This window comes from Paraburkholderia unamae (assembly GCF_003268775.1).
Lineage (GTDB): Bacteria > Pseudomonadota > Gammaproteobacteria > Burkholderiales > Burkholderiaceae > Paraburkholderia > Paraburkholderia unamae.
The window spans coordinates 468,166-493,726 of sequence record NZ_QLSU01000003.1 but is presented as its reverse complement, the minus strand read 5'-3'; the positions used below and the strand labels follow the sequence as shown (position 1 = coordinate 493,726).

The window sequence follows — 25,561 nt, the reverse complement described above, 5'->3', positions numbered from 1 at the left end:
ATATCGAGACGCGGCGACAATCACAAGTTGTCCTCATACACGCACCGCACGCATCGCCATGCCCGGCTTCTCCCTCCGGCGCCGCGAAAGCGTTCACGAACATGCCCACCTCCCAGACCACCGATGCGCCGCGCCCGGAAGAAACGTTCGCCGCAGCCGAAGCCGCCTGGCAGCGCGGTGAAACGCATACGGCGCGCACGCTGTGCGAGCGCCTGATCGCGGCCAATCCGCACGACGCCAACGCGCTGAACCTCGCAGGCTTGATCGAAAGCGGGCGTGATCCTCTGGCCGCCCGTGCGCTCATCGGTCGCGCGCTCGCCGAGCGGGAAGACCCGCTCTTTCTCGTGAACTTCGCCATGACCTGCCAGCGCGCCGCCGACCGCGACATCGCGATCCGGGCGCTGCACCGCGCGATCGAACTGCTGCCGGACTTTCCCGTCGCGCACAACAACCTGGGCCACCTCTACGGCGAAGCGGGCGATTGCGCACAGGCCACGCGCCACTTCGAGCGCGCGATTGCGCTCGCGCCCGCCCACGCGGCGATTCACTTCAACTACGGGACCATGCTGCACAAGGCGGGCGAGTTCGCCCGTGCGGAAGCACTGCTGCGCCGCACGCTCGACCTCGCGCCGGGTCACGTCAACGCCTGGAACAACCTCGCGCAGGTTTTGCTCGCAACGCATCGCACCCCCGAAGCGCTGAGCGTGCTCGAGCACGCCCACAAGCTCGCACCGGAGTCGGTCGACGTGCTCACGAATCTCGGCTGCGTCCTGCTGGGCGCGGGCCGCATCGACGAAGCGAAGGCGGCGCTCGAGCGCGCGCTCGAACGCGATCCCGGCCGGGTGTCCGCGTGGAACAACCTTGGCAACCTGCTCATGCAGTCCGGCCATATCGACGAGGCGCGCGCGGCGTTCGACCGCGCCATCGCGATCAAGCCCGACTTTGCCGACGCGCACATCAATCTGGGCAACGCGCACAGCAAGTCGGGCGACATCGGCGAGGCCATCGCCTGCTATCGCCGCGCCATGGCCTGCCATCCCGCCGGTATCGGCGCGCACAGCAACCTGCTCTGGTCGCTGATGTTCGCCGTCGACGACGGCCACGCGCTGCGTGCCGAAGCCGAACAATTCTCGGCCCGCCACGAGTCGGCGCTGCTCGCCGCCAGCGAGGGCGCGCATTACGCGAATACGCCCGAACCGGCGCGGCGGCTGCGCATCGGCTACGTGTCGCCCGATTTTCGCCACCACTGCCAGTCGCTGTTCACCACGCCGCTGTTGCGCCATCACGATCACGCGGCGTTCGATATCGTCTGCTACTCGCTGGGCGCAAAGGCCGACGAAGTGACAAACCAGCTACGCAGCTTTGCCGACATCTGGCGCGACGTGCATGATTTCGACGACGCGCGCCTCGCCCGGCAGATCCGCGACGACCGCATCGACGTGCTCGTCGACCTGACGATGCACATGGACGGCGCGCGGCGCTTGCTGTTCGCGCGGCGGCCCGCGCCGGTTCAGGCGGCCTGGCTCGCGTATCCGGGCACGACGGGCAGCCCGTCCATCGGCTGGCGCCTGACCGACCCCTGGCTCGACCCGGTGGGCCCGGCGCGTATCGACGATCAGTACACCGAGCGCTCGCTGCGCCTGCCCGACAGCTTCTGGTGCTATGACGCGCTCGCACCGGGCGTGGACGTGAATCCGCTGCCGGCGCAGTCGGCCGGGCACATCACGTTCGGATGCCTGAACAATCCCTGCAAGCTGACCGAAGCCACGCTGACGCTCTGGTCCGGCGTGTTCGCCGCGCTGCCCGAGTCACGCCTGCTGCTGATGGCGCCGCCGGGCCGCGCCCGCGAGCGGCTGGCAGCGCGCTTCGCGGCGCACGGCATCGATCCGGCGCGCGTGAGCTTCGTGGGCTTTCAGGGGCGCACCGATTATTTGCGCACCTACGGGCGAATCGACATCGCACTCGACACGTTCCCGGCCAACGGCCACACCACGAGTCTCGACGCCTTCTGGATGGGCGTGCCGGTGCCCACGCGCTACGGCCGCTCGGCGGTGAGCCGCGCCGGGCTCTGCCTGCTTGCGAACCTCGGATTGCCGGAGTTGGCCGCGTCGAGCGACGCCGGCTACCTGGCCGCGCTCACGTCGCTCGCGCGCGACCTGCCGCGCCTCACCGCGCTGCGCGCCGGCCTGCGCGCGCGCATGCAAGCGTCGCCGCTCATGGACGGCGCGCGTTTCGCGCGCAATATGGAAGCCGCTTTCCGGCACATGTGGAAAGCGTGGTGTACGGAGCAGCGCGCGGCCCCCGGCGCGGCGTCCTGACCCGTACCCGTTTGTGGCGAACTCAGCCCTTTTTCTCCTCCACCGTCAGCTCCAGCAAGGCCGCCACGAGCGGCCAGCGTCTCGCGGCGGCCTGCCACGCGTCCTCGGCCTGGACGTCGAGATAGCGGTCGCGATCCACGCCCTCGACAAGGCGCGCCAGCGCGTCGATATCGCTCGGCAGCGCGGGACCGCTGCGCGAACGCCGCCCGGAACCCCACAAGCGCAGCGCCATTACTTGCCCTCCACCCACACGCCGTCGGGCGTATGGATCACGTAGCCATTTGGCGTCGTCATGGTGACCGTGCCTTCGTTTTCGCCCACCATGCGCGTTTGCGGCAGGTTGCTCGCGTACTGCGCGAGCGGCGGCGCGCCGATGGCGAACGGACTGTGCGCCACGAGATTCGAGAGCAGTTGCGCGAGCGCGAGATAGCTGGTCGGCGTGTCGATGGTCGTCACGCCGCCGGTGTGCTCGCTGCCGGCCGGCAGCCCCACCACCTTCACGCCCACGGGCACGTGGACGATGTTCGGCGTAGGGATCTCGCGCATGCCCGCAATCTGGTTCTCCTCGCCGCGCAGCGCCGCGCCGTGCTCGGGCACGAACACGATCACGGCGCGGCGCCCCGATTGCGCAACGAGGTTGATCAGCTTGTCGACGTCGCCGAGCAGATTTTGTAGCCGGATCGGGTAGGACTGGAGACTCGTGAGATTGTTGTTCGGCCGGGGCAAGCGGTTGCCGTCGTGCATCGAGACCGTGTTGTAGTAGAGCGCGACCGGACCGCCGCCCGCGGCGACGCGTTGCTTGTACCAGCGCGAGAGCACGTCGTAGTCGCCGACGAGCGGCGAGCCGTCGAACTCCTTCATCGCTTCCGGCAGGCCGTCGTTCGAGGGAATCGTCACGCCCGGCACGCCGATTTCATTGACCACCGTGCCACGGAAATTGTCGAAGCGGCCGTTGTGGTTGAGCAGCGCCTGCGGCTTGTAGCCCGCCTGCGCGAGCTGCGCGAACAGATGGCACTCGGGCGGCGCGGGGTCGTAGAGCGCCTTGTGCGGCTCCTGCCCGCAGGAGGCGCGCAGCACGCGAATCGCGGCGGGGCCGCTATAGCTCGCGGCGGAGCTGAAGTTCTGGAAGATGTAGTCGAAGCGCGAGAACAGCGGGTTGTTGCGCATCTTCACGACATCCATGTCGTCCCACGAGAGCGAACAGATATGCACCACGATGATGTCGAACTGCGCGTTCGCGTCGGTCGTGAGCGGCGTGAAATTCACGTGGCGGCCTTCCTCGTTGGCGCGGAACGCCGCGAGCTGCTGGTCGTAGCTGCCCGACTGCTCGTCGCGCTTCTTGCCCGTGCCGCCGTCGTCGTCGCCGCTGCTCGCGAGCGAGGCATTGGCGGTCGCGTTCGCGACGATCGAGCCCACGCCCTGCCACACCGGCATGACCACGAGCGCGATGAGCACGAGCGTCGTCACGCGCACCCAGCGGTTGATGAGGAAGTAGAGCAGCACCGCCAGCACCGCCGTGACGACCATCGAAAGCGAGATCACGCGCCGCGTGAGCTCGAACATGTACGCGGGCGTGAAAGTGAGCAGCACCGGAATCTGCGAGATCGCCCGGCCGATGTCGGGCATGCTCGACTCGTGGTACGCAATGGCGATGCCCACGATGACGGCGATCACATGGCGCGCGATACGCAGCCACCGGTAGCGCAGCGGCACGAGCAGCAGGATGACGAAGCCGAAGTTCATCCACCACTCGGGCTTGAGCGTGCCGATCGAGTAGAGGTACAGCTTGGCGAGGAAGTAGAGATTCCAGAGACCCATGATGGTGTTCGCGTTCCAGTTCCAGGGTGTGGCGGCGTGATGTGGCGGCTGTGGTTATCAGGGTTGTCAGGGCTGGCGGGCCTGATCGGCCCGGCGTCGCGTGAAGAGACTTTCCAGTGCGTCGAAGAACGCGTCGATCAGGCGCATGTAGCCCTGCCAGCTCAGCTCGATCAACTGGACGAGGCCGTGCAGCGGCGCGTCGGTGGGGGGCTCGTCCTCCCATTCGAGCCAGGCGTCGGCGCGGCCGAACGTGCATTCCACGAGCTTGCGCTCCGTCTCCACCGTCATGCCGACGAAGCGCACGCCCAGACGCCGGTCGGCCAGGCGCGCGACCACGGCGGGAAAGTCGTGCTCCAGCACGCCGCGCGAGAGCGTCACGTTGATGCACTCGCCCGGCGCGAGCTTTGCCACGGCGTCGGCGGGCAACATGAGGCCGAGACCGCCCATCGAGTAGTTCTCGGTCTTGCACGCGAGCGTGCGTCCGTCGGGCAGCGTGAGCATGGCGGGCACGCGCAGCGGAATGCGGTGCGCGACGCGCACCTGCTTCGCTTCCTTCGCCACGCCGAGCGCGAGGCCGAGCACGATGAGGTTCACGGTGGCCCAGAAGAGATTCATGAACACCGTGGCGGGCTCGTCGGTCGGCCAGATCGTGAGGCGGCCAATGCCCGCGAGCACGGCGCACACGTTGATTGTGAGCAGCACGAGATACGGCTTCGAAATCGTCCAGTCGAGATATTCGTGCTCGATGTGGCCGCCCTTGGAGGTCACGTTGAACTTGCCGAGCTTCGGGTTGATGAACGCCATGGTGGTGGGCAGCACGATGTACCACGCGAGCACCGACTCATAGGCCTCGGCCCAGAACGAGTGCCGGTAGCGTCCCTGGATGCGCGAGTTGGCGATGGCTGCAATCACCAGATACGGCACCACGTACGCGAGGATCACGGGCGCGGGTGTGTTGATCACATGGAGTCCGAAATACAGGTACGCGCCCGGCATCACGAGGAAGATGAGGCGCGGGAAGCCGTAGAAGAAGTGCAGCATGGCGTTGCTGTAGCACATGCGCTGGAAGAACGAGAGGCCCTTGCCGACCCACGGATTATCGATGCGGAAGATCTGCGTCATGCCGCGCGCCCAGCGGATGCGCTGGCCGATGTGGTCAGCGAGGCTGTCCGTGGCGAGCCCCGCCGCCTGCACGGTGCGCAGGTAAGCCGAGGTATAGCCGTGGCGATGCAGGCGCAGCGAGGTATGGGCGTCTTCGGTCACCGTCTCGGTCGCGATCCCGCCGATGTGTTCGAGCGCCGCGCGCTTGATGACGGCGCACGAGCCGCAGAAGAACGTGGCGTCCCAGAAGTCGTTGCCGTCCTGGATCAGGCCGTAGAACAGGCTGCCTTCGTTGGGCACGCGGTGGAACGTGTCGAAGTTGCGCTCGAACGGGTCGGGCGAGAAGAAGTGGTGCGGCGTTTGCACCATCGCGCACTTCTTGTCGGCGAGAAACACGCCCACGGTCGTTTGCAGGAAGGAGCGCGTGGGAATGTGGTCGCAATCGAAGATCGCGATGTACTCGCCGTCGGTGAGCGGCATCGCGTGGTTGATGTTGCCCGCTTTCGCGTGCGTGTGTTCGTCGCGGCGCAGGTAGCCCACGCCCGCATCGCGCGCGAAGTCGCGGAATTCGTCGCGGTCGCCGTCGTCGAGAATGTAGACGCGCAGCTTGTCGCGCGGCCAGTCGATCGAGCTGGCGGCGAACACGGTGGGCCGCACCACCGAAAGCGACTCGTTATAGGTGGGAATGTAGATGTCGACGGTCGGCCAGTCGGCGGGGTCGTCGGGCAGCGGCGAGGGCTTGCGTCGCAGCGGCCAAGCGGTCTGCACGTAGCCGAAGATCAGCACGATCCACGTGTACAGTTCGGCCGCGTAGAGGATGTAGCCGACGATGGCTTCGGCGGGGCTCGAAAGGTGCAGCGTTTGCGTGGAGCGCCACCACACGTAGCGGCCCGTCATGAGGATCGAGAGCATCACCATCAGCATGGTGGCGAGCCGTCCCGGCACGCGGCGCGCGATCAGCACCACGACGTACACGAGCAGGAACAGCAGGACCTGACCCGCGAACGGCAGCGGCGTCGTGCACACGACGATGGCCGCGACGAAGGCGAGCCACAGCAGGCACTGGCGCAGGAAAGGCACGCGGTCGAGCGACTCGGAAGCCTGTTCGAGGCGCTGCTGGACGCCGTCCCACGGCACGTCGGGCAGATGCCGTCCCACGGCCGAACTCACGCGCGAGACGCCGCGATACGCGGGTTCGAGCATGCGGGCGAGCCAGGCGCGCAGCGCGAAGCGATGGTGGCCGTGCGGCGCCTTGTGGAGTTTGCGCAGGTCGGCGGCGAGGCGCTGGCGCGCGCGGCGCGGCCGCAGAAAGAGCCGCATCAGCCACGCGCTCGCGCTGCGGTCGCGGCCCATGTTCAGGCGCCGGCCGATGTCCTTGCCGAGCCACGCGAACGCGAGGGCCGGCACGTCGCGCCGGCCGGGGCGCGGCGGCCGGAAAAAGGCGCGCAGCAGCCACTGGCCGCCCGTGGCGTCGGGCGCGAGGTTGAGCTCGGGCGCACTCAGGCGGCGCAGCGCCGCCCAGAACGCGGCCCACGTTGCAGTCCACATCGCGCCGACGCGCTCGCGGATCATGGCGTGCCTCCGCGTGCGGCGTGCCGCGCGAGCGGTTCGTCGGTCGCGTCGAGGCTCGCGCCGGTGCTCCAGTGCGAGATCCACGAGGCCACGCCGTTGAAGTCGTGCGCGGCCTGCGAGCTGGGCGCGCTCAGGCAGAAGTTTTCCCCGCCGGCGAGCGCGGCGGGCACACCCGTATCGGCGTGCACGAGGTAGGGCAGCATGGCGGCGCCCAGGCGCGCGCGCAGCAGCGCGACCACGTCCATGTGCAACTGGCGCGCGGGCACGACCGCGTTGGCCACGAACACGGCGCGCTTTTGCGCGCGCACGAGCGCGTCGATGAAGCGCGGCAGCGTCGCGCACGCGGTGGCGCAGGGCGTGAGCACGCCGAGCACGAGGTCGGCCGCGTCGATCGCTTGGCGCGCGTGCGCCGAGGGCCACGTGCCCGCATCGATGAGCGCGAGCGTATGCGCGGGCAGGTCCACGCGGGCGAGCAGCTCGCGCAGCCAGCCGGGGCGCGCGTCGAGCTTGGCGCTGGCGTCGTCGCCGGGGGAATCGTCGTTGCCCGCGAGCGTGCCCCACGGCAGCACGAGCACGCCGTCGTCGCTTTGCAGCGCGGCGCGCGACCAGGCGTCGTCGTCCGTGCCGGCCGCCAGATGCGTGACGAGTCCTTCGCGCGCGTTCTCGCGCAAGCCGAAATGCAGCGAGAGCACGTTGCGCGGGTCGCATTCCACGGCGAGCGCGACGTGCTCGCGCGCGGCCAGCAACCCGGCGAGCGCGGCGGTGAGCGTGGTGCGGCCCGCGCCGCCGACGGTGGACACGATGGCGATGGTTTTCATCGGCGCGACCCCGTCTGGCCAAAGCGGCGCTGGCCGCGAATCACGAGGGGCTCCAGTTGCGGCGGCAACTGGAGCGGGCGCGAGCGCACGGGGCGCAGCCACATCGGCACGAAGCGGCCGAGCCGCAGACGCCAGCCGATCCAGGAGAGCGGCACGCCGAGTATCAAGCCCCAGACGAAGTAACCGAGGAAGACATCCATGTCGCTCTCCTATGCTTTGAGCGGCAGCGGCGCGCGGCGCGGCGCGGCGCGCGGCTTCGCGTTGTCCGCACGCGCGGCGGGGTCGAGCGCGGGCAACAGGTCGCCGTTTATGGGAGCCGTGGCGCGCGGTTCGACGGGCGCGGCCGCCACACTCGTCGCGGCCGGCGGCACGCTCTGGCCGTTCGCCTGCACCGAGACGGTGGCGGCCGCGGCGGGCTGCCCCTCGTTGAGCGCGAGCCAGCCCGAATAGTCGGGCGGCGGCGTGGTTTCGATTTCGTCGGCGAGCGTGGTGAGCGATTCGGTGATCGCGCGGGCGTCGCCGTAGCGCTCCTCGCCCTGGAACAGCTCGGCCAGCGGCAACTGGAACACGCGCTGGCACACGGCGTCGGCGTCGCTCAGGCGGCACGCGAAGAAGAACACGTAGAGGCTGTCGCCGTTCGCGGTCACGATGTCGCCCGCGCGGCGCAAGTGGCATGCCTTGAGCGCGTCCACGTGCGCGACTTCCGGCATCAGCGCGAGGCGGATCAGCACGCTCGGCAACTGGATCACGCGGCTGCGCTCCACGGCCGCGCGCACGAGTTCGACGAAGTGCGCCGCGCCCACGTAGCCGCTTTCCTCGCCATGCACCACGGCGGCGAGCGCCGCCCGGTAATCGGCGGGCATGGGCCGTGAATACACCTGGCCTTGCAGACTGTCGACGATGGCCTCGACCTGGGCGAGCGGCGTTTGCCGCGCGATCACGCGGTTCGCGCCGAGGTTGAGCATGAGCGACTCGTAGCGCATGGCCACGGCGTCCTCGCGCACGATGATCTTGAGCGCTTCGCCGCATTGCAGGCGCAGCGTGTGCACCTGTTCGGCGAGCGTTTCCAGATCGCGATTCACGCTGAAGTCGAGAATCAGCGTGGCCGCGACCGAGGTGCGCGCGGCGGCCACGGCCGCCTCGTTGTTGTCGACGATCTGCCACGCCGGCGGCAGCACGCGCTCGTGCAGCATGGCGTCGCGCGAAACGATCACGCGGCCTTCGTCGGGGGCGAGCAGGCCCGCTTCGCCGATCTCGGTTTCGAACGTGCCGCCCGAGACCGTGAGCCGGTGATCGGCGGCCGAAAAGCGCAGCGGCACGCTCTGGCTGCCGTGCACCGCGTCGCCGGCGCGCCAGAACGCCACTTCCCAGTGATACTGGCCCTGCACCTGGTGCAGTTGCGCCGCGCCCGCGAAGCGCGCCTGAAACGCGTCCAGCTCGGGATGCTCCTGATCGTCGCCGAGACCTGGCGGCGCGGCCACCATCAGCACACCGTAACGATGCTGCGCGCACCAGCCCGCAAGCTGCGCGCCCTGGCTTGCGAGCGCGGCGGCGTCCTGCCAGTTGAAGAACGCCTCCGCGCCCTCGATGAAGAACTGGCTTTCGGGCGCCGCGCATTGGGTGGCCAGCGCGTCGAGCGCTTCGATCAGCACCTGCGCGCCGTCGCGCTCCGGCTGCGGCCGCAGCGCGCATACGTTTGCCCACGCATGCAGGGCGCCGCTCCTGTCGATGTCCACGCCATGATCGCGCAGCGTGGCGGCGAGGCTGGCGGCGTCGCGCGTGGAGAGCACGGTGGCGGGACCGGCGAGCGCGGCCGCGGCCGTCTGCCAGAACAGCGCGTCGCGCGCGGGCGACGCGCCTGCGTAGACCACGTGCACCTGGCCCGCGCCGAGCGTGGCGAGCGAGGCCGGCAGGCCGTCGATCGCAAGCGGCTCGCGGCGCGCGAGGCGCGAGAACAGCGAGCGGCGCGGGTCGCGGCCGCCGGCGGCCGGCGTCGCGGGGAGGGTGGCGGGATCGTTCATCGTAGGGCTCGGGTCGCGGGTTTCGTCGTCATCTGCGCGCTCATTCAGTGGCCATGTCAGTAGGCCGAATAGGGGACGACCGGGCGCGGCGGGAACGGCACCGGACCCTTCTGCGGCGAGAAGAAGTAACGCATGTAGAGCACGCCCACGTTCGGCGCGTAGTCGCGCGAGCGGTCGATCGAAAAGCGCCCGCCCACCACGAAATGCTCCGTCACGCGATATTCGAGCGCCGCCTCGATCGTATAGCTGAAGCCGCCGCCCGAGCCGCCGCCGAAGTACGGCGAGCCGAGGTCGTTGGCGTTCATGAACGCGAGCGCCTGGGCTTGCAGGCCGGGGCGCGTCGGGTAGAACGGCGACTCGTTCTCGTTGGTAAACGACATGCCCACCGACCCGTCGATCTCCCATGAAAGCTTTTTGTAGCGTCCGGTCCAGTCCAGAGGAATGCCAACCGAAAAATAACTCTGCGGGCTGTAGTACCCGCCGTTGCCAAACGTGTAGTTGTGCTCGTTTTTCGAGTACTTCCAGTAATTGAGCGTGAGGCCGCTCGACACGATCTGGTCGGGCCGCCTGATCACCGACCAGTCGTAGCCGCCGCGCACCTTGAACTCCTGGTTGGTCTCGACGTTGGTGCCGGTCAGGAGGCCGAAGCCGATGCTCGTGAACACCGTGCCGGGGCCGAAGTCCTGCGCGCCGCGCACGGTGAAGCCGTTGCGCACCACGCCGCCCCACTTCTCGCCGGTCACCGGATCGATGCCGCCCGCGTAGGAAACGAGGCTCGCCGTGACGGGCCGCCGCGAGACGTCGAACGAGAGCGACGAATGCTGGAAGTCGTGCCGGTACTGGATGCCGCCCAGGATGCTCTGGATCGGAAAGCCCACCGGCGTGCTGCCGACATCGGCGCGCCAGCTGTTGTTCGCGCCGTTGAACTCGTAGCCCGCCGCGAGCGCGACGCCCGTGGCCGTTTCGTTGATCGGCGAGAGCCCGGCGTTGCCGAGCGCGGCGATCTTGCCGTACTTGTACGCGGTGTCGAGATCGTTGGCGGGCAGCGTGCCGGCGTTCAGGTACACCGTGTCGGCGTGGAAGAAATAGTGGCCCGTGTAGCCGTCCGGAATGCGCACGTAGAGCGGAATTTCGGTGGCGTGCAGCTCCGAGATGCCGGGGTCGCCCGAGAGGTTCGACTGATACCAGCCGGTCGCGACCTGGCCTTGTTTGCGATCTTCCAGACCTTGCAGCGCGCGCCCCGCCGAGGTCGTGCCGTCGGCGTCGGGCTGCGTGCCTCCGGCCTGCTCCTGCGCGCGTGAGGTGCGGTACAGGCTCGCGGCCTCGTTGTAATTGCCGCGCGCCTGCGCGATGCGGCCCGACTGGATCGTGATGTCCGGGTTGTCCGGATACTGCTCGCGCAACGGATCGACGACGGACGACGCCTCGTCGTTCAGTCCGAGCGCGGTGAAGCGCCGCGCCACGGCAAGGCGCGTGTCGATGTCGTTCTCCGCGGTGTCGGCCAGCACTGCGCGCACCATGTCTGCGGCCTCCCGGTCTCGGCCCATGCGCTCCAGCATACGCGCAACCGTGAGGCGCGCCTCGGCGTCGTCGGGGTGGGTGGCGAGCACCTTCTGCGCCGAAGCCATCGCGCTCTTGTAGTCGCCCTTCGCTTCGAACAGGTCCGCCTCTTCCAGCAGCCAGCGGCGGTTCGACTTCAGGCGGTCGGGCACGGCGTCGAGCGTGTGGCGCGCGCCCGTGAGGTCGCCCGCCGTGATCTGCCGGTCGGTCTCGCGAATGGCGAGGCGCAGCTCCTGGTCGTCGAGACTCGCCAGTTGCTCCGCAGTGATGCCGGGCTGATCGCGCGTCGCGTCGATCCAGTTCGCCCAGGCGTCGTCGCGATTGGCCGCCGCCAGGAGTTCGCCGTAGCGCACGCGCGCGCCGTTCGCCGCCGGGTCGTCGGGGTGCGCCGAGAGCCAGTCCTGCACGAGCTTCAGGCCCCGGTCCGGCTCGCCGATGGCGATCCACTCGCGCCCGACCGAGGCGAGCATCTGCGGGTCGTTGGCGGCATTGGCGTCGTCGGCGGCGGCGTCGAGCAGCGCGCGCGCCTCGGCCTCGTTGCCCTGGGCGATCAGCTGGCGCGCCTGCACGAGCTTTCGTTGCGCGGAGAGATTGCCCATCAGCTCGCGCATGCCCGCGCTGCGCTCGGCGGCGGGCACGGCGTCGAGTTGCGCGGCGGCCGCGTCGATGTCGTCGACGGAATTCAGATAGAGCGCCGTGGCGTAGCGCATGTCGGGCGACGGCGAGACCTTGACGCCGTCCTCCATCACCTCGCGGCCGAGCGCGGGCAGGCCCAGATCGCGGTACTGGCGCGCGAGGGTGAAGCGCGTCCAGGCGTCGTCGGGCGTGAGGCGCACGGCTTCTTCGAGCCTGGCGATGGCCGGGCTCTTGAGGTTATCGGCCAGCAACTGGTCGGCCTGGATCGAAAGCAGTTCGGCGTGCAGGCGCTTGAGCTCCGCCGAGGAACCGCTCACGCGCGGGGCCGTGGCGGCGATGAGCGGCTCGATCTCGTTTTCGCGATGCGTTTCGCGCAGCACCGTGACGAGGCCGCGCAGCGCGTCCATGTCGGGCTTGGGCGCGTTGACGAGCGGGCGCAGCACGGCTTCGGCCTCGGGCCACTTCTTCTGCGCGATGAGCGCGTTGCCGAGAATGTCGAGAGCGCTGGTGTTGCCCGGATCGAGCTTGAGCGCCTCGCGCGCGAGCGCTTCGGCTTCCTGCGGCTTGCCTTGCGCGTTCGCTTCGCGCGCCTTCGCGATGGTGCCCCAGAGGGTGGCCGTCTTTTCGAGGCTGCGCCATTTGCCCGCGTTGTCGGGGTCGAGCTTGAGCGCGCGCGCGAACAGCGCCTTCGCTTCGTCGTGGCGGCCTTCGCGCAGCCGCACGAGGCCGAGTGCGCCGATCGTCTCGCCGTCGTTGGGGTTCGCGCGCTGCGCGCTTTGCAGCGAGGTTTCGGCGTCCTTGAGATCGCCGCGGTCGAGCTGCGCGAGGCCGCGCGCGCGATCGGCGGCGCCGGGGCCGGGCCGGGGTCGCGCGCGCGCCTGGGTGCTCGCTTGTGTACCGCCACCGCCGCCAGCGGCCCGCGCGGGCGCGGTGACGACGGCCTGCGGATTTTGCGCCTGGGCGAGTGCCTGCGCCTGGCCCTTCGCGCCGAGCTTCTTGCCGAGATCGGCGACGGTTTGCTGCGCGTCGCTGTCGTCGGGCACCTCCTGGAGGTAGCGCAGATACCAGACGTAGTACGCCGGGTCGTCGCGCCCCGCGCTCGCGAGCGCGCGCCGCCACAGTTCGAGCGCGAGCGCGCGATTGCTGTCCTGACGCTGGTACACGCGGTAGATCAGGTTGAGGCCTTCCATGCGCGTGTCGGCGCGGTCGGTGAGCAGGTCGCCCAGGATCAGCGCGAGGCGCGGGTCGTTGGGGTTCTGCTTCACGCGCGTGCGCAGTTCGCTGATCGCGCGCGCGCGGCCCTCGGTCGTGCCCGCCAGAATGCGGTAGTAGTCGCGCGCGAGATCGCCTGCGGGCGCGCCGTTCGGAAAGAGCTTTTGCAGCCGCGCCGAGGCTTCGTCGCTCTTGCCGGCGGCCGCGAGCAGACGGATCTGCGCCATCTCCATCTTGCCGCTGGTGGCGACGCGATAGGCGTCGTCGAGCTCTTTCGTCGCGCTCGCGTCGGGCGCGATTTTCTTGAGCTGCGCGAGGATCTTCGCGGCTTCGGCGGGGCGGTTCTCGCGCAGTTCGATCTCGCCGAGCAGCGCGAGCGCGTCGGGCTGCCGGGGATCGAACAGCAGCGCCTTTTGCACGAGCCCGCGCGCGACATCCGGCCGATTCTTGCCTTCCCACATGCGCGCGGCCGAAAGCAGTTGCGCGGCCTGGGCGGCGGGCGTGGCGGCGTTCGGCGCGGGCGACGGACTTGCCTGCGCACAGGCGAGATACGGCGAAGCCGCGAGCAGCAGCGCGACGAGTTGCGTGAGCCTCGGCAAGAAGCGCGGCAGCGCGTCCACCGCCGGATCGCGCGGCCGCGCGCACGCGGCGGGCCGCCGCGCCTCACGGCGCGCGCGCCGCCCGCGGCCGGTTGGCGTGGCGAGCGCGAGGGCGTTCAGTGCGGCTTGGGGCATGCGCTCGTCCATGCGGGGGCGACGCGGCCTTGCGCGTCGAAACGGTAGAACCCGTCGAGATAGCCGAGGCCGAACAGCATCAGCACGCTGCTGTAGTAGCCCGGCGGCGACTTCTGTGCGAGCGTGCGGCTGCGTTCGACCTGGGCGTTCGCGAGATCCGTGCGGCCGAGCGCGGCCAGATACGGCGCGACCGCCGCTGAGAAGCCGCCGTTGCCCTCGTTCGGCCCCGCCGCGCCGGTGCGCGTGTCGATGCGCTCGGGTGCGAAGCCATGCGCGCCCACGAAGTCCGCGAGCGGCTTGAAAGTGACGAGCGTGCTGGCGCGCAGCGGGTCGTCGTTGGCGAGCATGCCGGCCCACAGGTACACGCGGATCGCGTTGTACGCGCTTTCCGCATGAGTCTGGTCGTCGGGCGCGAAGCCGCCTTTCGCGTGGTACTCCACCCAGTCGGGCGAAAAACCCTTGGGCGCGGTGTCGTTGACGAGCTTCGCCGAGCTGGCGAGCAGCGCCTTCCATTCGCTCGTCTGCGGCAGCGCGAGCATGAAGCGGCGCATGACCTGGAGCGGCACATAGCTCGGGTTGAGCCGCCAGCCGTCCTTGCCGATCGTGAAGCCCACGGGCCCCGGCAGCACCGTACGGCCGAGCCCTGGCAGCACGGCGGTTTCCTTGCTCACGATGTTGCGCGCCATCAGCGTGCCGAGCGCGGTATAGCGGCGCTCGTTCCACAGCCGCCCGGCTTCGAGCAGCGTGTAGGCGATCCAGAGGTCCGCGTCGCTGGCGGGATTGCTGTCGATCACGCCCCACTGCGGCTCGCCTGCATGCGCGCCGCTTGCCGTGGCCGAAGCTCCCGACGCTCCCGAAGCCGCGACCGGCTTGCCGTCCTCGCCGATGTCGCGCCGCCCCCAGATCCATGCGGGCAGATGGGTGGCGAGGTCGCCCTGGGCGAGATTGTTCTCGGTCCAGGTGAGCACTTTGTCGAAGCTCGCGCGGTCATTCGCGACCAGTGCGAAGAAGAGCGCATACGACTGCCCTTCGGAAACGGTCACCTGGCGCGGCGTGCTTGCGTCGATCACGCGGCCGTCCGCGCTAATCAGGGTGCTGCGAAACGCGGTCCATGCGGGCCACGCGCAGGCAACAGCTTGCGTGGCGGGCGCGGCCGCCTGCGCGACGCCCGCCGGTATCAGCAAAGCCGGCAGCGCCAACGGGGTCAGCGAGGCCAGCGGCGCGCAGGCGAGCGCACCCGCCGCGAACCAGCGCGCGAGGCGCCGCAGCGGGCGCGGCGCCGGACAGGGAACCCGGCCGGTTACCCAGCCGGGCGCAAGTGCCGCCAATGCCGGGCGCATCGTCAGTTCCCGGTGCGGCGCGTGGCCATGCGGCCGAGCGCCCAGAACACAGTGAGCGCGACGATCAGCCCGGCGAGAATGCCCGCGAGCGCCATCAGCGACGGGTAGCGCGAGATGAACACCCAGATGCGCGCATACCAGGGCAGATCGCCGACGAAGTAGCGCTCGCCCACGCGCAGGCCTTCCACCTGGCCCTTGCGCACGAGCGTGAGGTCGCCGTGCATCTGCGCGATCTTGCCGCCGTCCTGGAACGCGTCGAGCACGTCGCTCAACTGCGCGGAGGACGTGCTCGCGAGCGCCACCACGCTCCGGCCGCCCCTGAGCGGCGACTCGAAGCCGATCAGCGCCGCCATCGGGCCGCCGAGCGTGACGATCGAGCGGCCCGAGGGCGTGAGATCCTCGTCGTCGGTGCCGCCGCGCCAGCCGGGCCAGCCGCTGCGCTGGTCGCGCGTGGTCACTTCGGTCCGGCCGCGCTCGATCAGCAGCGGCAGGCTCTTGCCCCACTTCTCCAGCAACTGCGCGGCGGACCCCGAGCCGATCACGAACAGATCGCGATCGCGCACCGTGTCCACCTGGCTTGCGGGCACGATGGTCATGCGCAGCGAGGGCAGGCCGGTCCACTGGCCCATGTGGCCGAGCATCGTGAGCACGGCCTCCTGGTCGTGCGTGTCGGGCGCGTCGGGAATCACGATGGCCGTGTTCGAAAGGTCGGCCATGCGCGTGAACGGATAGCCGCTGTTGGCGAAGTAGGCGAGATTGGGCAGCGCCGTGTAGTGCGCGAAGCCGCTGAAGTCGATCACCGAGTCGGGGTCGACGGCCGCGCGCGCGACGTCGGCGGCGGTGGAGGTGCACAGGCCCGTCTTCTGCGAATCGATATGAAACTGGAACTGGAACTGGTTGTCGCTGCCCACGCGGAACGCGGGAATCTCCAGATTGGTGGAAGCGCGCGTGTCCGAGCCCGAGAGCAGCGGCACGTTGATGCGCGCTTCGTCGGAGGCGCGCGTGACGGGCCGCAGGCGCTGCGAGCGCACGAGCTGGTCGTTGATGCTCACGTTGAGCACCGAGTCGTTCCATGCGGAAGGCGCGGTATAGCGATAGCGGATATCGAGCGGCACGTTGCCCCGCGCCCAGGCGTAGAGGTCGGCGGGCACGCGCAGGTTCACGCGGATCGCAGGCGGGTTGTAGCCCGACACCTGGAGTTGCTGCGGGTCGCTCACGAGTTCGCGGAACAGCACGGGGCGATCGGTCGGCACCCAGTTCGGCGCGTCGTAGGGTTTGCGGGCCGGGCCGAGATCGATCGACTGCACCATCACGCTGCTGCCGGCCATGCCGGCCTGGCCGAGCACGAGCGCATACGCGGCGTTTTGCAGCTCGTCGGGCGTGCGGCCCGCGAGCACCAGCAGCTTGCGGCCCGATTGCGGGTCGGCGGCCGGGTTGGGCATCACCGTGATGGTGGGGCCCTTGATCTCCGGCAGCTTGAGCCCTTCGGGCACCTGGTCGGGCAGCACGAGCGCGATGGCGTTGGCGTCGGCCGGCGCGGTGCGCGTGACCGGGAAGCGCGAGCCGCGATAGCTCGCGAGCGCGCCGAGCCAGGAGGACACCATGCCGGCCGCGCGCAGCACGGGCACGCCCGCGTTGCCCGCGAGTACGAAGGGCACGCGCACGAGGCGGTTGTCGTGGCGGTCGAAAAACGGCACCGGCAGCAGCGCGAGACTGTCGGGCAGCACGATGCCGGAAGTCGTGAGTGTGAGCGACGTTTCCGGGCTCACATCGGCCCACAGGCTGGAGTGATAGGCGTCCTCGCAATGATCGATCGTGTAGTGCGCGATCATCTGCACGCTGATGCGGTTGAAGTCCGTGAAGAGGCGCGGGTCGAGGTTGATCTCGCTCGTGACGAGCTGACCGGCCGTCTCTTTCACGAGCGGAATGGTCGCGACGACTTCGCCGTTGACGAACACCTTGAGATGCGAAAGCGCCCAGATCAGCGACGGCGAGTAGGTGTAGACGAGCTTGAGCTTCGCGCCGGTCACGACCTCGTCGGTGCGCACGTCGACATTCATGCTCGCGGTCGGGTCGAGGCCGCGCAGCGCGATCGGCCCGTACGCACCCATCTCGCGCAGCGTGAAGGTGCGCGTGCGCGTTTCGCCGATCGGCGCCGGTGCGGCGGCTTCGGGCAGCACCGCGCCGGGCGCTGTCTGGATGACAGCCGGCCCGCTGACGGCAGCTGAAGCCGCGGTGGGCGCGGAAGCAGGAACGGCGCTTGCTGCCGGCGCCGCTTTCGCGCCCGGCGTAGCCGCCACTGCTGACTCGTTCGCCGCGAGAATGCTCGTGCCCAGCAGCAATCCGGCGACGAGCGCGCCCAGTACCACTTGAACGGATAGTCGCATCGCAACAGCCCTTTGTTTTCTTCACAGTGGCTGTCGTTTATCTCCCAAACGCAGCCATTCAGGGTATAGGCGGATTTGTGCCGCCTGCCGTTATCTCGAAACTACCTCTATGTTGACCGGAGTTTAGCGGAGAGCCACGGATCGCGCCCTATGAATGCACGTGTTTATGCGGCGTGCGTAAAGCGTCGAGATGACGGACTGGCGCGGGCTGGCGGCCGATCTGACAGTTGCGTGCGCGGGCAACGCAGGGATTGGCGCGCGTCTGACCGTTTCGCTGCGTGCAACGCGGTGCGACGACGTTGCGAATATGCAACGCGTGTTGGGAGCGGGGCGACGGCACGGGGTGTTCTATACAGGCTACCGGTGTCATCGAATTAATCAGGATGACGTATCAATATGCGCGCCGTCGGCGAAGTCTCGCCGCCTGCCGTGCCAACTCATTTCCGCGTGCCGGAAAACGGCGCTGACGCCGCCGCATGCTGAAGATAATCCCCGCAAGGGCGCGGCAACCCGGCGCGCCCGCCACACCAACGCGGCAACACGCGAGGAGACACAGCATGTCAGCCCCCCTTCCGGCCAGTGAACACGCCGGCCATCAATCGATCGACGCGCGCGCCGTTTATGCCCGCGTTTCGCGGCGCATCATGCCGTTTCTCGTGCTGTCGTTCGTGGTCGCCTTTCTCGACCGCGTGAACATCGGTTTCGCGCAGTTCCAGATGAAGCAGGACCTCGGCTTTTCGGACGCCGTCTACGGTCTTGCCGCCGGCATCTTCTTCATCGGCTACATGCTGTTCGAAGTGCCGAGCAATCTGCTGCTTCACCGCATTGGCGCACGGCGCACCTTCAGCCGCATCATGATTTGCTGGGGCGCGGTATCGGCGGGCATGGCGTTCACCACGACGCCCGCCATGCTCTACACGATGCGCTTCTTGCTGGGCCTCTTCGAAGCGGGCTTCTTTCCGGGCATCGTGCTCTACCTCAGCTACTGGTATCCGGCGCGCTACCGCGCGGCGCGCACCTCGTGGATCTTCGCCGCGATGGCTGCGGCGGGCGTGGTGGGCGGCCTGCTCGCGGGCACGATCATGACGCGCATGGAGACGGTGGCGGGCTTGCGCGGCTGGCAATGGCTGTTCGTGCTCGAAGGCGTGCCCGCCATCGTGCTGGGCGTGATCGCGCTCCTGTGGCTTACCGACTCGCCCGAGCGGGCGCGCTGGCTGAGCCCCGCCGAGCGTGCGTTTCTCGTCGCGCAACTGGAAGAGGAGCGCGCCGCGCGCAAGCATGACGACGAATCGCACGCGTGGGGTGCGGTGCTCAAGCAGCCCGTGATTTATGCCATCACCTTTGTTTACTTCACGCTGTGCAGCGTCACGATGGCGCTGAACTTCTGGCTGCCGACGCTCGTGAAGGAAGCGGGCGCGGGCTCGCTGGCGAACACGGGTCTCCTTACCGCGCTACCGTTCGGCGCGGGCATCGTGGCCATTCTGCTCGTGGCGCGACGCTCCGACCGGCTGCGCGAGCGCCGCCGCCACTACATCGCGCCGGTGCTCGCGGGCTGCGCCGCGCTTGCGCTGCTCGCCCTCGTGCGCTTCGACATCACGGGCACGCTATTGCTGCTCTGCGTGGCCGTGGCCGGCACATTCTCGGCGCTGCCGGTGTTCTGGTCGATTCCGCATGACTTTCTCACGCGCCGTACCGCAGCAGCGGGCCTTGCGTTGATCAGCTCGCTCGGGTCGCTGGGCTCGTTCTTCAGCCCGACGCTGATCGGCTGGGCGCGCACCGCCACGGGTTCGATGAGACCCGCGCTGCTCGCCATCGTCGTCCTCTCGCTCGTGTCGTGCGTGATCGTGCAGCGACTGTTGCGCACGCCGCGTGTGCCGGGCCGCGAAGTCAGCGGGCCAGCGGGCACCGCGCAGGCCGCGCTTTCCGAATAAGCCATCCACTGAATCTGGAGAATCGAAGTGACGCAGGAATTTGCTAAGGATATCGAATATTCGTACGACGGGGCGCGCCTCGTCGGCCATCTTTGTCTGCCGCGCAATGCACAGACGGGAAGCGCCGTGCCGGGCGTGGTGCTCGTGCACGACGCCTTCGGCGTAGGCGACTTCATGAAGCAGACCGCCGCGCGCGTGGCTGCGCTCGGCTATGCCGTGCTTGCAGCCGACGTGTGGGGCGAGGGCGCACAGTTGCGCGACGAAAGCCAGATCGGCCCGACCATCGGCCGCTTCGCGAGCGATCGCAAGACGTGGATGGGCCGCATCGAAGCCGGGCGGCAGGCGCTGGCGGCGCAGCCCGGCGTGGACGGCGCACGCGTGGCGATCATGGGGTACTGCTTTGGCGGGGCCTCGGCGCTGGAATATTTGCGCACCGTGGGCAGCGTGAGAGGCGCGGTGAGCCTGCACGGCGGCCTCGATCTCGTCGGCCCCGACTGGAGCGTGGCAGCGGCGGGCGGCAAAGCGCTCATTCTCACGGGCGCGGAAGATCCGATGGCGGCCGCGCCGAAGCTGCTCGAACTCCAGCAGGCCATGAGCGCGGCCGGCGTGGACTGGGAAGCGAACGTGTACAGCCACACGAAGCACGGCTTCACGCGGCCCGACTCGGACCGCGCCAACAAGCCCCAGGTGATCGCGTACCGCGAGCAGAGCGACCGGCGCGCGTGGGCCGCGCTCGTGCGCTTTCTCGACGAAGTGCTGGCGGCTTGAAGCACGCCATGAGCGAAGCGGCCGCCGCCCACGCGCGCGCGCACGAGGCGGACAACGCGGACAACGCGGACGACGCCATCGGCTCGGCGTTGCCCATGCTGCTGCTTCACGCGCGCGAAACGGTCATGCAGCGCTTTCGGCCGCATCTGCGTCGTCACGCGATTACCGAGCAGCAGTGGCGCATTCTGCGCGCGCTCGCCGAGCACGGCGAAGCGGACATGCGGGACCTTGCGGAGCATTGCCGCATCCTGCCCGCAAGCCTCTCGCGCACGGTGGCCTTGCTGGTGCGGCGCGCTCTCGTGGCGCGCCGCCATGGCGACGACGATCAGCGCCGCGTGATCGTGTCACTGGCGGGCGAGGGCCGCGCGCTCTTTGCCGCGATGATCGGCGAGACGAGTGCGATTCATCGCCAGCTGGAAGCGCAGATCGGCGCACAACGTCTTGCCGACGCGCATCGCGTGCTGCGCGAGTTGATCGCGCTAGGCCGTGAGGCGGGCCGGGATTAACGTGAGCGACGATCGATTTCCACTGGCCGGACTTCACCCGGCGCGGCGCGGGCAACGCCGTTAAGCTCGACGAGATGATGTTTTCGCCGCGAAAGGCGGCCAATTTCCATCGCCTGGATGATTAACATATCAAGCATCCGCAAGGACTCGCCTGGTCATCGTGATCATTCCGGCGGCATGGCAGTGAGGAGACAAGCGCGATGACGAGCGACTTCCGCGACAACCTGATTCCCGCCGATTCACCCCGGCTCACGAATGCGCGCGGCCTAGATCCGTTCGAGTATGCAAAGCCCATCATCGCCTCGGACAAGGCGCAATCGCTGATCCAGACGTGGCAAGCGCTTTATCGTGAGCCATACAAGGGCGTGACGGCGAACGGCCAGGTCGAGCCGAATCTGTTCCATCTCGCCGACGAAGGCCTCGACATTCACCCCGTAGTGCGCGCCGGGAACGCGCTGCTCGCCGCCGTGAGCGACGGCGAGCGCGCGAAGCTCCGCTACCCCGTGGACGCGCCCGAATGGCGCGACTGGTACAACCCCGAGTTCCCGATGAACGCGAACGGCCTGCGCCTCGACGCCGTGAGCCCGGCCGTGCGCGAAGCCGCGATGAACCTGATGCGCGCGAGCCTGAGCTTCGACGGCTATGTGAAGACGCAGCGCTGCCGCCTCGCGAACCTCTATCTCGGCGAGCTGTACGACCTGCGCAACATCATGAACGAGTGGAGCTATCACTTTCTGCTGTTCGGCACGCCGTCGGCCACCGAACCGTGGGGGTGGAACCTGTACGGCCATCACATCGCGATCAACTGCTTCATGCTGGGCGGCCAGATGGTGGTCTCGCCCACCTTTCTCGGCGCGGAGCCCACCATCATCGACCGCGGGCCGCATGGCGCGTTTCGCCTGTTCGAAAACGAAGAGACCTTCGGTCTCGAACTGATGCGCTCGCTCGCGCCCGATCTGCAACGCCGCGCCACGATTTTCGAGCGCATGAAGGACCCGGCCATGCCGGCGGACCGCTGGCACTTTGCGGACGAGCGTCAACTGGGCGCCGCGTATCGTGACAATCGCGTCGTGCCGTATGAGGGCGTGTGCGCGCGCGAGTTTTCCTCCGCGCAGCAGGAGCAATTGCTCAGGGTGGTGGATTCGTTCATCGACTACTTGCCGAAGGGCCCGCGCGAAGCGCGCATGAAGCAGCTCGAAACGGTGCTGGAGCGCACCTGGTTTAGCTGGATCGGCGGCCACGGCGAGGACGACCCGTTCTACTACAAGGTGCACAGCCCGCTCCTGATGGTGGAGTTCGACCATCACAGCGGCGTATGGCTCACCAACGCGGAGCCCGCGAAGTATCACATTCACACGGTGGTGCGCACGCCCAACGGCAACGACTACGGCAAGGATCTGCTGCGTCAGCACTACGCGCAACTGCATCGCGAAGGCTCCGCGCACATGGGCGCGCAGCACGCGCACGATCATCACCACACACACGATCACGATGGCCACTCGCATTCGCACGCGCATGGCGATCACACACACCGCCACGACTGAATTCAATCGAGCAAGAGAGGACAAGACATGGATCTGGGAATCAAGGGCCGCCGCGCGTTCATTGCGGCGTCGTCGCAGGGGCTCGGGCTTGCCTGTGCCGAAGCGCTCGCGCACGAAGGTGTGGCGCTCACGCTGAACGGGCGCGACGCGAACAAACTCGAAGCGGCCGCGCAGGCGCTGCGCGAGCGCGTTCAAGGCGCGCAGGTGAGCACCATTGCCGCCGACCTCACCACGGCCGAAGGCCGCGAAGCGATCGTACGCACGCTGCCCGAGGTCGATATTCTCGTGAACAACAACGCGGGGCCGCCGCCTGGCCGTCTGGACGACTGGGACGAAGCGGCGTTGCTGGCCGCGCTCGGCGCGAACATGATTCCCGCCGTGCAGCTCATGCGCGCGTATATTCCGGGCATGCAGGCGCGCCGCTTCGGCCGCATCGTCAACATCACCTCGGCAATGGTGAAATCGCCGCACTACATGATGGGTCTCTCGACCTCGGCGCGCACGGCGCTTACGGCCATGAGCAAGGCGATCAGCACGCACGTGGTGGCCGACAACGTGACGATCAACAACCTGCTGCCCGAGCGCATCGACACCCCGCGCCAGGAGTTCATGGCGCAGCGCATGATGAGCGAGCACGGCATCGATCGCGACGAGGCGCGCCGTCGTATCGCCGATACGATCGCCGCGAAACGGCTCGGACGCCCCGAGGAATTCGGCGCGGCTTGCGCGTTCCTGTGCAGCACGCAGGCGAGCTATATCTCCGGCCAGAACTTGCAGCTCGACGGTGGCTCGTACGAAGGGCTGATCTGATGCGCGCGGACGAGACGCAAGACCGCGCGGCGATCCTGGCGCTGGAGCAGTGCCGCCAGGCCGCGCTCGTGGCCGTGGATCTCGACGCGCTCGACGAACTCTTCGCGGACGACCTCGTGCATGTTCACAGCACGGGGCTCGTGCACGACAAGGTCGCGCTGCTGCGCCATATCGAGCGCAAGCGCGGATTCATCGCGATCGAACGCGGACCGCTCGCGCTGCGCGTGGAAGGCGATATCGCCGTGATGACCGGGCCGCTCACCAACCGCATGCGCGCGCCGCACGGCGAAGGGGAAATCGCCATGCACGCCTTCGTCACGCAGGTGTTGCGGCGGCGCTCAGGCCGCTGGCAATTCACGAATTTTCATCTGACGATAACGCAGGAATCCTGATTGACTATCGTCTCAAGTATCCAAATGAATACAGGAGTCTGAATGAAACTCGTACGTTTCACGGTGGAAGGACGCACCCGCATTGGCAAGCTGAGCGGCGACCGCGTCATCGATCTGTCGGCAGTACAGGGCATGCAGGGCGTGGGCGATTCCATGCGCGAGTTGCTGGCGAATTTGCCCGCGCTGCGCGCCGCGCTCGAAGCGGAGCAGGGCGGGGCGTTCGCGCTGAGCGAGGTCAAGCTCGAAGCGCCTGTCAACGATCCGCAGAAATATCTGGCGATTGGCCTGAACTACAAGGCGCACGCCGAAGAGGCAAAAGCCGCGGGCGTGCCGATTCCTTCGAGCCAGCTCTGGTTCAACAAGCAGGTGTCGTGCATCAGCGGACCGTTTGATCCGATCGACCTGCCTTCGGTCGTCGAGAAGCTCGACTACGAGATCGAACTGGGCGTGGTGATCGGCAAGCGCTGCCGCAACGTGAAGGCCGCCGACGCGCGCGCCGTGATCGCGGGCTACCTCGTGACGAACGACGTGACCGCGCGCGACTGGCAAAACCGCTCGCCCACCTTCACGCTCGGCAAGTCGTTCGACACGCACGGCCCGATCGGCCCGTGGCTCACGACCGACGACGAGATCGCCGATCCGCTCGCACTGGAAATGGTGCTGAGCGTGAACGGCGAGGCGCGCCAGCGCATGACGACGGGCGACATGATTTACGACATCTACGCGCAGATCGAATATCTCTCGACGGTCATGACGCTCGAACCCGGCGACATTCTCGCCACCGGCACGCCCTCCGGCGTGGGCGTGGCGATCGGCAAGCTGCTCCAGGACGGCGACGTGGTGCGCGCGCAGATCGACGGCCTCGGCCATATCGAGAACCGCGTGGTGGCTTCGGCCTGAAGCCGCGGTTCGTCAGTCGTCGCGCAGCGCGGCGAGGCTCGTGCGATTTTCCTGGGCCCAGCCGCGCAGCACCTTGATGAAGGCCGTGGCGATGGGCGGAATATACGCATTCACGCGATACGCCACGCCGATGGGCCGCAGCGTGTAGGAGCTGGCGGCCTGCACCCGCGCGAAGCGCCCGCTCGCCGTCAACGCGTTGGCGAGCGGGGAGGGGATCAGCGTGAGAAAGTCGGTACGCGCGAGCACGTCGGTCACCAGCGTGAGCGACGCCGTTTCGAGTGCGACGCAATCCTGCGTGAGCCCGAGCGAGGCCATGCCCGCTTCGACGTCGCGCCTCAGCGGGTCCTGTTCGAGGCAGGCCACCCAGCGGTATTCGCGCAACTGGGCCACCGGCGCGTCGTGCTCGAGTTTCGCGAGCGGATGATCGGCGCGGCCCACCGCCACCAGGTCGTTGTCGACCAGCGCCTCGAAGCGCAGCCCGTGCTCCTCGGGCAGCATTTGCGTGCCCCCCACCACGAGATCGAGCTGACCCGCGTCGAGTTCTTCCAGCAAACGCGGCGTCGGCCCCGGCAGCACGCGTAGCGACGTCTTCGGCCTTGCCGCGAGAAAGCGGCTCACCGGCTCCGCGATCAAGCCGTTCGCAAGCGAGAACGCCGCGCCCAGGCGCAACTCACCCACTTCCCCGCGATGCACGGCCGCGCCCGTCGTGGCCGCCTGCTGGCTCAGCTCGAAAAGCCTGCGTCCATAAGCGGCGAGCGTCTTGCCTTCGTCGGTCGGCACCGCGCCGTGCTTGCCGCGTATGAGCAGGCGCACGCCGATGCGCGACTCCAGCAACCGGATATTGCGCGAAAGCCCAGGCTGCGTAAGCCCGAGCCGTTCGGCCGCCGAAATGAACGAGCCCAGCTCCACGATCATGTGGAGCTGGATCAGATGTCTGGGATCGATCAACATGCTGCGCGTCCTTTCTGTCTCTCTTGCTTTCTGGCCACGATTCTAGCAGTCCCGGCCGGCTGTCCCGTGCGTCATTCGTTGCGCGCGCATCGTTCGAGGCGCGCTTCAAACAGGCGAAACCCGCTTTCAACCCCAATTGAAGAGCGCCGTTTTCAAGGCGCTTTCCCCCATTGATTTATCGCCACGCGAATGCTAGCGGCGCACCCGTATCAGGGTATGCACGCACCCACGATGCATGCAGT

General features: G+C 68.3%; 18 protein-coding genes. 8 read left to right on the top strand and 10 right to left on the bottom strand.

What is annotated here, in order from left to right; all coding sequences use genetic code 11:
- The first annotated feature begins 101 nt into the window (after positions 1 to 101).
- Complete coding sequence (locus C7401_RS07360) at positions 102 to 2,318, top strand: O-linked N-acetylglucosamine transferase, SPINDLY family protein (protein WP_112170682.1); 2,217 nt, start codon at positions 102 to 104, stop codon at positions 2,316 to 2,318.
- Between the two features lie 22 nt (positions 2,319 to 2,340).
- Here the strand turns inward: C7401_RS07360 and bcsR are convergent, their stop codons facing one another.
- The 9 genes from bcsR to bcsB form a co-directional block, all read right to left on the bottom strand.
- Positions 2,341 to 2,550, bottom strand: coding sequence for a BcsR/BcsP family cellulose biosynthesis protein (gene bcsR, locus C7401_RS07355; RefSeq protein WP_112170681.1), 210 nt, complete (start codon positions 2,548 to 2,550; stop codon positions 2,341 to 2,343).
- Complete coding sequence (gene bcsG, locus C7401_RS07350) at positions 2,550 to 4,136, bottom strand: cellulose biosynthesis protein BcsG (protein WP_112170680.1); 1,587 nt, start codon at positions 4,134 to 4,136, stop codon at positions 2,550 to 2,552. The genes bcsR and bcsG overlap by 1 nt, the downstream gene beginning before the upstream one ends.
- A gap of 66 nt (positions 4,137 to 4,202) precedes the next feature.
- Entirely contained in the window at positions 4,203 to 6,809 is a 2,607-nt protein-coding gene (gene bcsA / locus C7401_RS07345; RefSeq protein WP_258396916.1) for a UDP-forming cellulose synthase catalytic subunit, read from the bottom strand.
- Positions 6,806 to 7,627 (bottom strand): cellulose biosynthesis protein BcsQ, encoded by an 822-nt coding sequence (gene bcsQ, locus C7401_RS07340; RefSeq protein WP_112170679.1) that lies wholly within the window; start codon positions 7,625 to 7,627, stop codon positions 6,806 to 6,808. The genes bcsA and bcsQ overlap by 4 nt, the downstream gene beginning before the upstream one ends.
- Entirely contained in the window at positions 7,624 to 7,827 is a 204-nt protein-coding gene (locus tag C7401_RS07335; RefSeq protein ID WP_112170678.1) for a hypothetical protein, read from the bottom strand. Before C7401_RS07335 ends, bcsQ begins: the two co-directional genes overlap by 4 nt.
- 9 nt (positions 7,828 to 7,836) lie before the next feature.
- Positions 7,837 to 9,648, bottom strand: a complete 1,812-nt coding sequence (gene bcsE / locus C7401_RS07330; protein ID WP_112170677.1) for a cellulose biosynthesis protein BcsE — start codon at positions 9,646 to 9,648, stop codon at positions 7,837 to 7,839.
- Between the two features lie 56 nt (positions 9,649 to 9,704).
- The gene (locus C7401_RS07325; protein ID WP_112170732.1) at positions 9,705 to 13,790 is read right to left on the bottom strand and encodes a cellulose synthase subunit BcsC-related outer membrane protein; all 4,086 of its coding nucleotides are present in this window, start codon (positions 13,788 to 13,790) and stop codon (positions 9,705 to 9,707) included.
- Positions 13,772 to 15,130 (bottom strand): cellulose synthase complex periplasmic endoglucanase BcsZ, encoded by a 1,359-nt coding sequence (gene bcsZ / locus C7401_RS07320; RefSeq protein WP_112170676.1) that lies wholly within the window; start codon positions 15,128 to 15,130, stop codon positions 13,772 to 13,774. The genes C7401_RS07325 and bcsZ overlap by 19 nt, the downstream gene beginning before the upstream one ends.
- Positions 15,131 to 15,132: 2 nt before the next feature.
- Positions 15,133 to 17,517: a cellulose biosynthesis cyclic di-GMP-binding regulatory protein BcsB gene (gene bcsB / locus C7401_RS07315; RefSeq protein WP_112170675.1), complete on the bottom strand. Its 2,385-nt coding sequence runs from the start codon at positions 17,515 to 17,517 to the stop codon at positions 15,133 to 15,135.
- A gap of 557 nt (positions 17,518 to 18,074) precedes the next feature.
- On the opposite strand from bcsB, the gene C7401_RS07310 reads away from it, so the two are divergent.
- The 7 genes from C7401_RS07310 to C7401_RS07280 all read left to right on the top strand — a co-directional run bounded on the left by C7401_RS07310 (position 18,075) and on the right by C7401_RS07280 (position 24,368).
- The gene (locus C7401_RS07310) at positions 18,075 to 19,448 is read left to right on the top strand and encodes an MFS transporter (RefSeq protein ID WP_181565517.1); all 1,374 of its coding nucleotides are present in this window, start codon (positions 18,075 to 18,077) and stop codon (positions 19,446 to 19,448) included.
- A gap of 27 nt (positions 19,449 to 19,475) precedes the next feature.
- Positions 19,476 to 20,216 (top strand): dienelactone hydrolase family protein, encoded by a 741-nt coding sequence (locus C7401_RS07305; RefSeq protein WP_181565516.1) that lies wholly within the window; start codon positions 19,476 to 19,478, stop codon positions 20,214 to 20,216.
- Between the two features lie 8 nt (positions 20,217 to 20,224).
- A complete protein-coding gene (gene hpaR / locus C7401_RS07300; protein WP_112170672.1) occupies positions 20,225 to 20,722 on the top strand; it encodes a homoprotocatechuate degradation operon regulator HpaR in 498 nt (165 codons plus the stop codon).
- Positions 20,723 to 20,922: 200 nt separating this feature from the next.
- Positions 20,923 to 22,266 carry a DUF3500 domain-containing protein gene (locus tag C7401_RS07295; protein ID WP_112170671.1) on the top strand — a complete coding sequence of 448 codons (1,344 nt, stop codon included), beginning with the start codon at positions 20,923 to 20,925 and terminating at the stop codon, positions 22,264 to 22,266.
- Between the two features lie 27 nt (positions 22,267 to 22,293).
- Positions 22,294 to 23,076, top strand: coding sequence for an SDR family oxidoreductase (locus C7401_RS07290; protein ID WP_112170670.1), 783 nt, complete (start codon positions 22,294 to 22,296; stop codon positions 23,074 to 23,076).
- Entirely contained in the window at positions 23,076 to 23,468 is a 393-nt protein-coding gene (locus C7401_RS07285; RefSeq protein WP_112170669.1) for a nuclear transport factor 2 family protein, read from the top strand. The genes C7401_RS07290 and C7401_RS07285 overlap by 1 nt, the downstream gene beginning before the upstream one ends.
- 42 nt (positions 23,469 to 23,510) lie before the next feature.
- Positions 23,511 to 24,368 carry a fumarylacetoacetate hydrolase family protein gene (locus C7401_RS07280; RefSeq protein WP_112170668.1) on the top strand — a complete coding sequence of 286 codons (858 nt, stop codon included), beginning with the start codon at positions 23,511 to 23,513 and terminating at the stop codon, positions 24,366 to 24,368.
- Between the two features lie 12 nt (positions 24,369 to 24,380).
- Here the strand turns inward: C7401_RS07280 and C7401_RS07275 are convergent, their stop codons facing one another.
- The gene (locus C7401_RS07275) at positions 24,381 to 25,319 is read right to left on the bottom strand and encodes a LysR family transcriptional regulator (RefSeq protein ID WP_112170667.1); all 939 of its coding nucleotides are present in this window, start codon (positions 25,317 to 25,319) and stop codon (positions 24,381 to 24,383) included.
- Between the last annotated feature and the right edge of the window lie 242 nt (positions 25,320 to 25,561).

What these genes read in the sequence shown, in the direction of transcription:
- C7401_RS07360 (WP_112170682.1), top strand. Translation starts at nt 102, where the DNA reads ATGCCCACCTCCCAGACCACCGATGCGCCGCGCCCGGAAGAAACGTTC.
- bcsR (WP_112170681.1), bottom strand. Translation starts at nt 2,550, where the DNA reads ATGGCGCTGCGCTTGTGGGGTTCCGGGCGGCGTTCGCGCAGCGGTCCC.
- bcsG (WP_112170680.1), bottom strand. Translation starts at nt 4,136, where the DNA reads ATGGGTCTCTGGAATCTCTACTTCCTCGCCAAGCTGTACCTCTACTCG.
- bcsA (WP_258396916.1), bottom strand. Translation starts at nt 6,809, where the DNA reads ATGATCCGCGAGCGCGTCGGCGCGATGTGGACTGCAACGTGGGCCGCG.
- bcsQ (WP_112170679.1), bottom strand. Translation starts at nt 7,627, where the DNA reads ATGAAAACCATCGCCATCGTGTCCACCGTCGGCGGCGCGGGCCGCACC.
- C7401_RS07335 (WP_112170678.1), bottom strand. Translation starts at nt 7,827, where the DNA reads ATGGATGTCTTCCTCGGTTACTTCGTCTGGGGCTTGATACTCGGCGTG.
- bcsE (WP_112170677.1), bottom strand. Translation starts at nt 9,648, where the DNA reads ATGAACGATCCCGCCACCCTCCCCGCGACGCCGGCCGCCGGCGGCCGC.
- C7401_RS07325 (WP_112170732.1), bottom strand. Translation starts at nt 13,790, where the DNA reads ATGCCCCAAGCCGCACTGAACGCCCTCGCGCTCGCCACGCCAACCGGC.
- bcsZ (WP_112170676.1), bottom strand. Translation starts at nt 15,130, where the DNA reads ATGCGCCCGGCATTGGCGGCACTTGCGCCCGGCTGGGTAACCGGCCGG.
- bcsB (WP_112170675.1), bottom strand. Translation starts at nt 17,517, where the DNA reads ATGCGACTATCCGTTCAAGTGGTACTGGGCGCGCTCGTCGCCGGATTG.
- C7401_RS07310 (WP_181565517.1), top strand. Translation starts at nt 18,075, where the DNA reads ATGTCAGCCCCCCTTCCGGCCAGTGAACACGCCGGCCATCAATCGATC.
- hpaR (WP_112170672.1), top strand. Translation starts at nt 20,225, where the DNA reads ATGAGCGAAGCGGCCGCCGCCCACGCGCGCGCGCACGAGGCGGACAAC.
- C7401_RS07295 (WP_112170671.1), top strand. Translation starts at nt 20,923, where the DNA reads ATGACGAGCGACTTCCGCGACAACCTGATTCCCGCCGATTCACCCCGG.
- C7401_RS07290 (WP_112170670.1), top strand. Translation starts at nt 22,294, where the DNA reads ATGGATCTGGGAATCAAGGGCCGCCGCGCGTTCATTGCGGCGTCGTCG.
- C7401_RS07285 (WP_112170669.1), top strand. Translation starts at nt 23,076, where the DNA reads ATGCGCGCGGACGAGACGCAAGACCGCGCGGCGATCCTGGCGCTGGAG.
- C7401_RS07280 (WP_112170668.1), top strand. Translation starts at nt 23,511, where the DNA reads ATGAAACTCGTACGTTTCACGGTGGAAGGACGCACCCGCATTGGCAAG.
- C7401_RS07275 (WP_112170667.1), bottom strand. Translation starts at nt 25,319, where the DNA reads ATGTTGATCGATCCCAGACATCTGATCCAGCTCCACATGATCGTGGAG.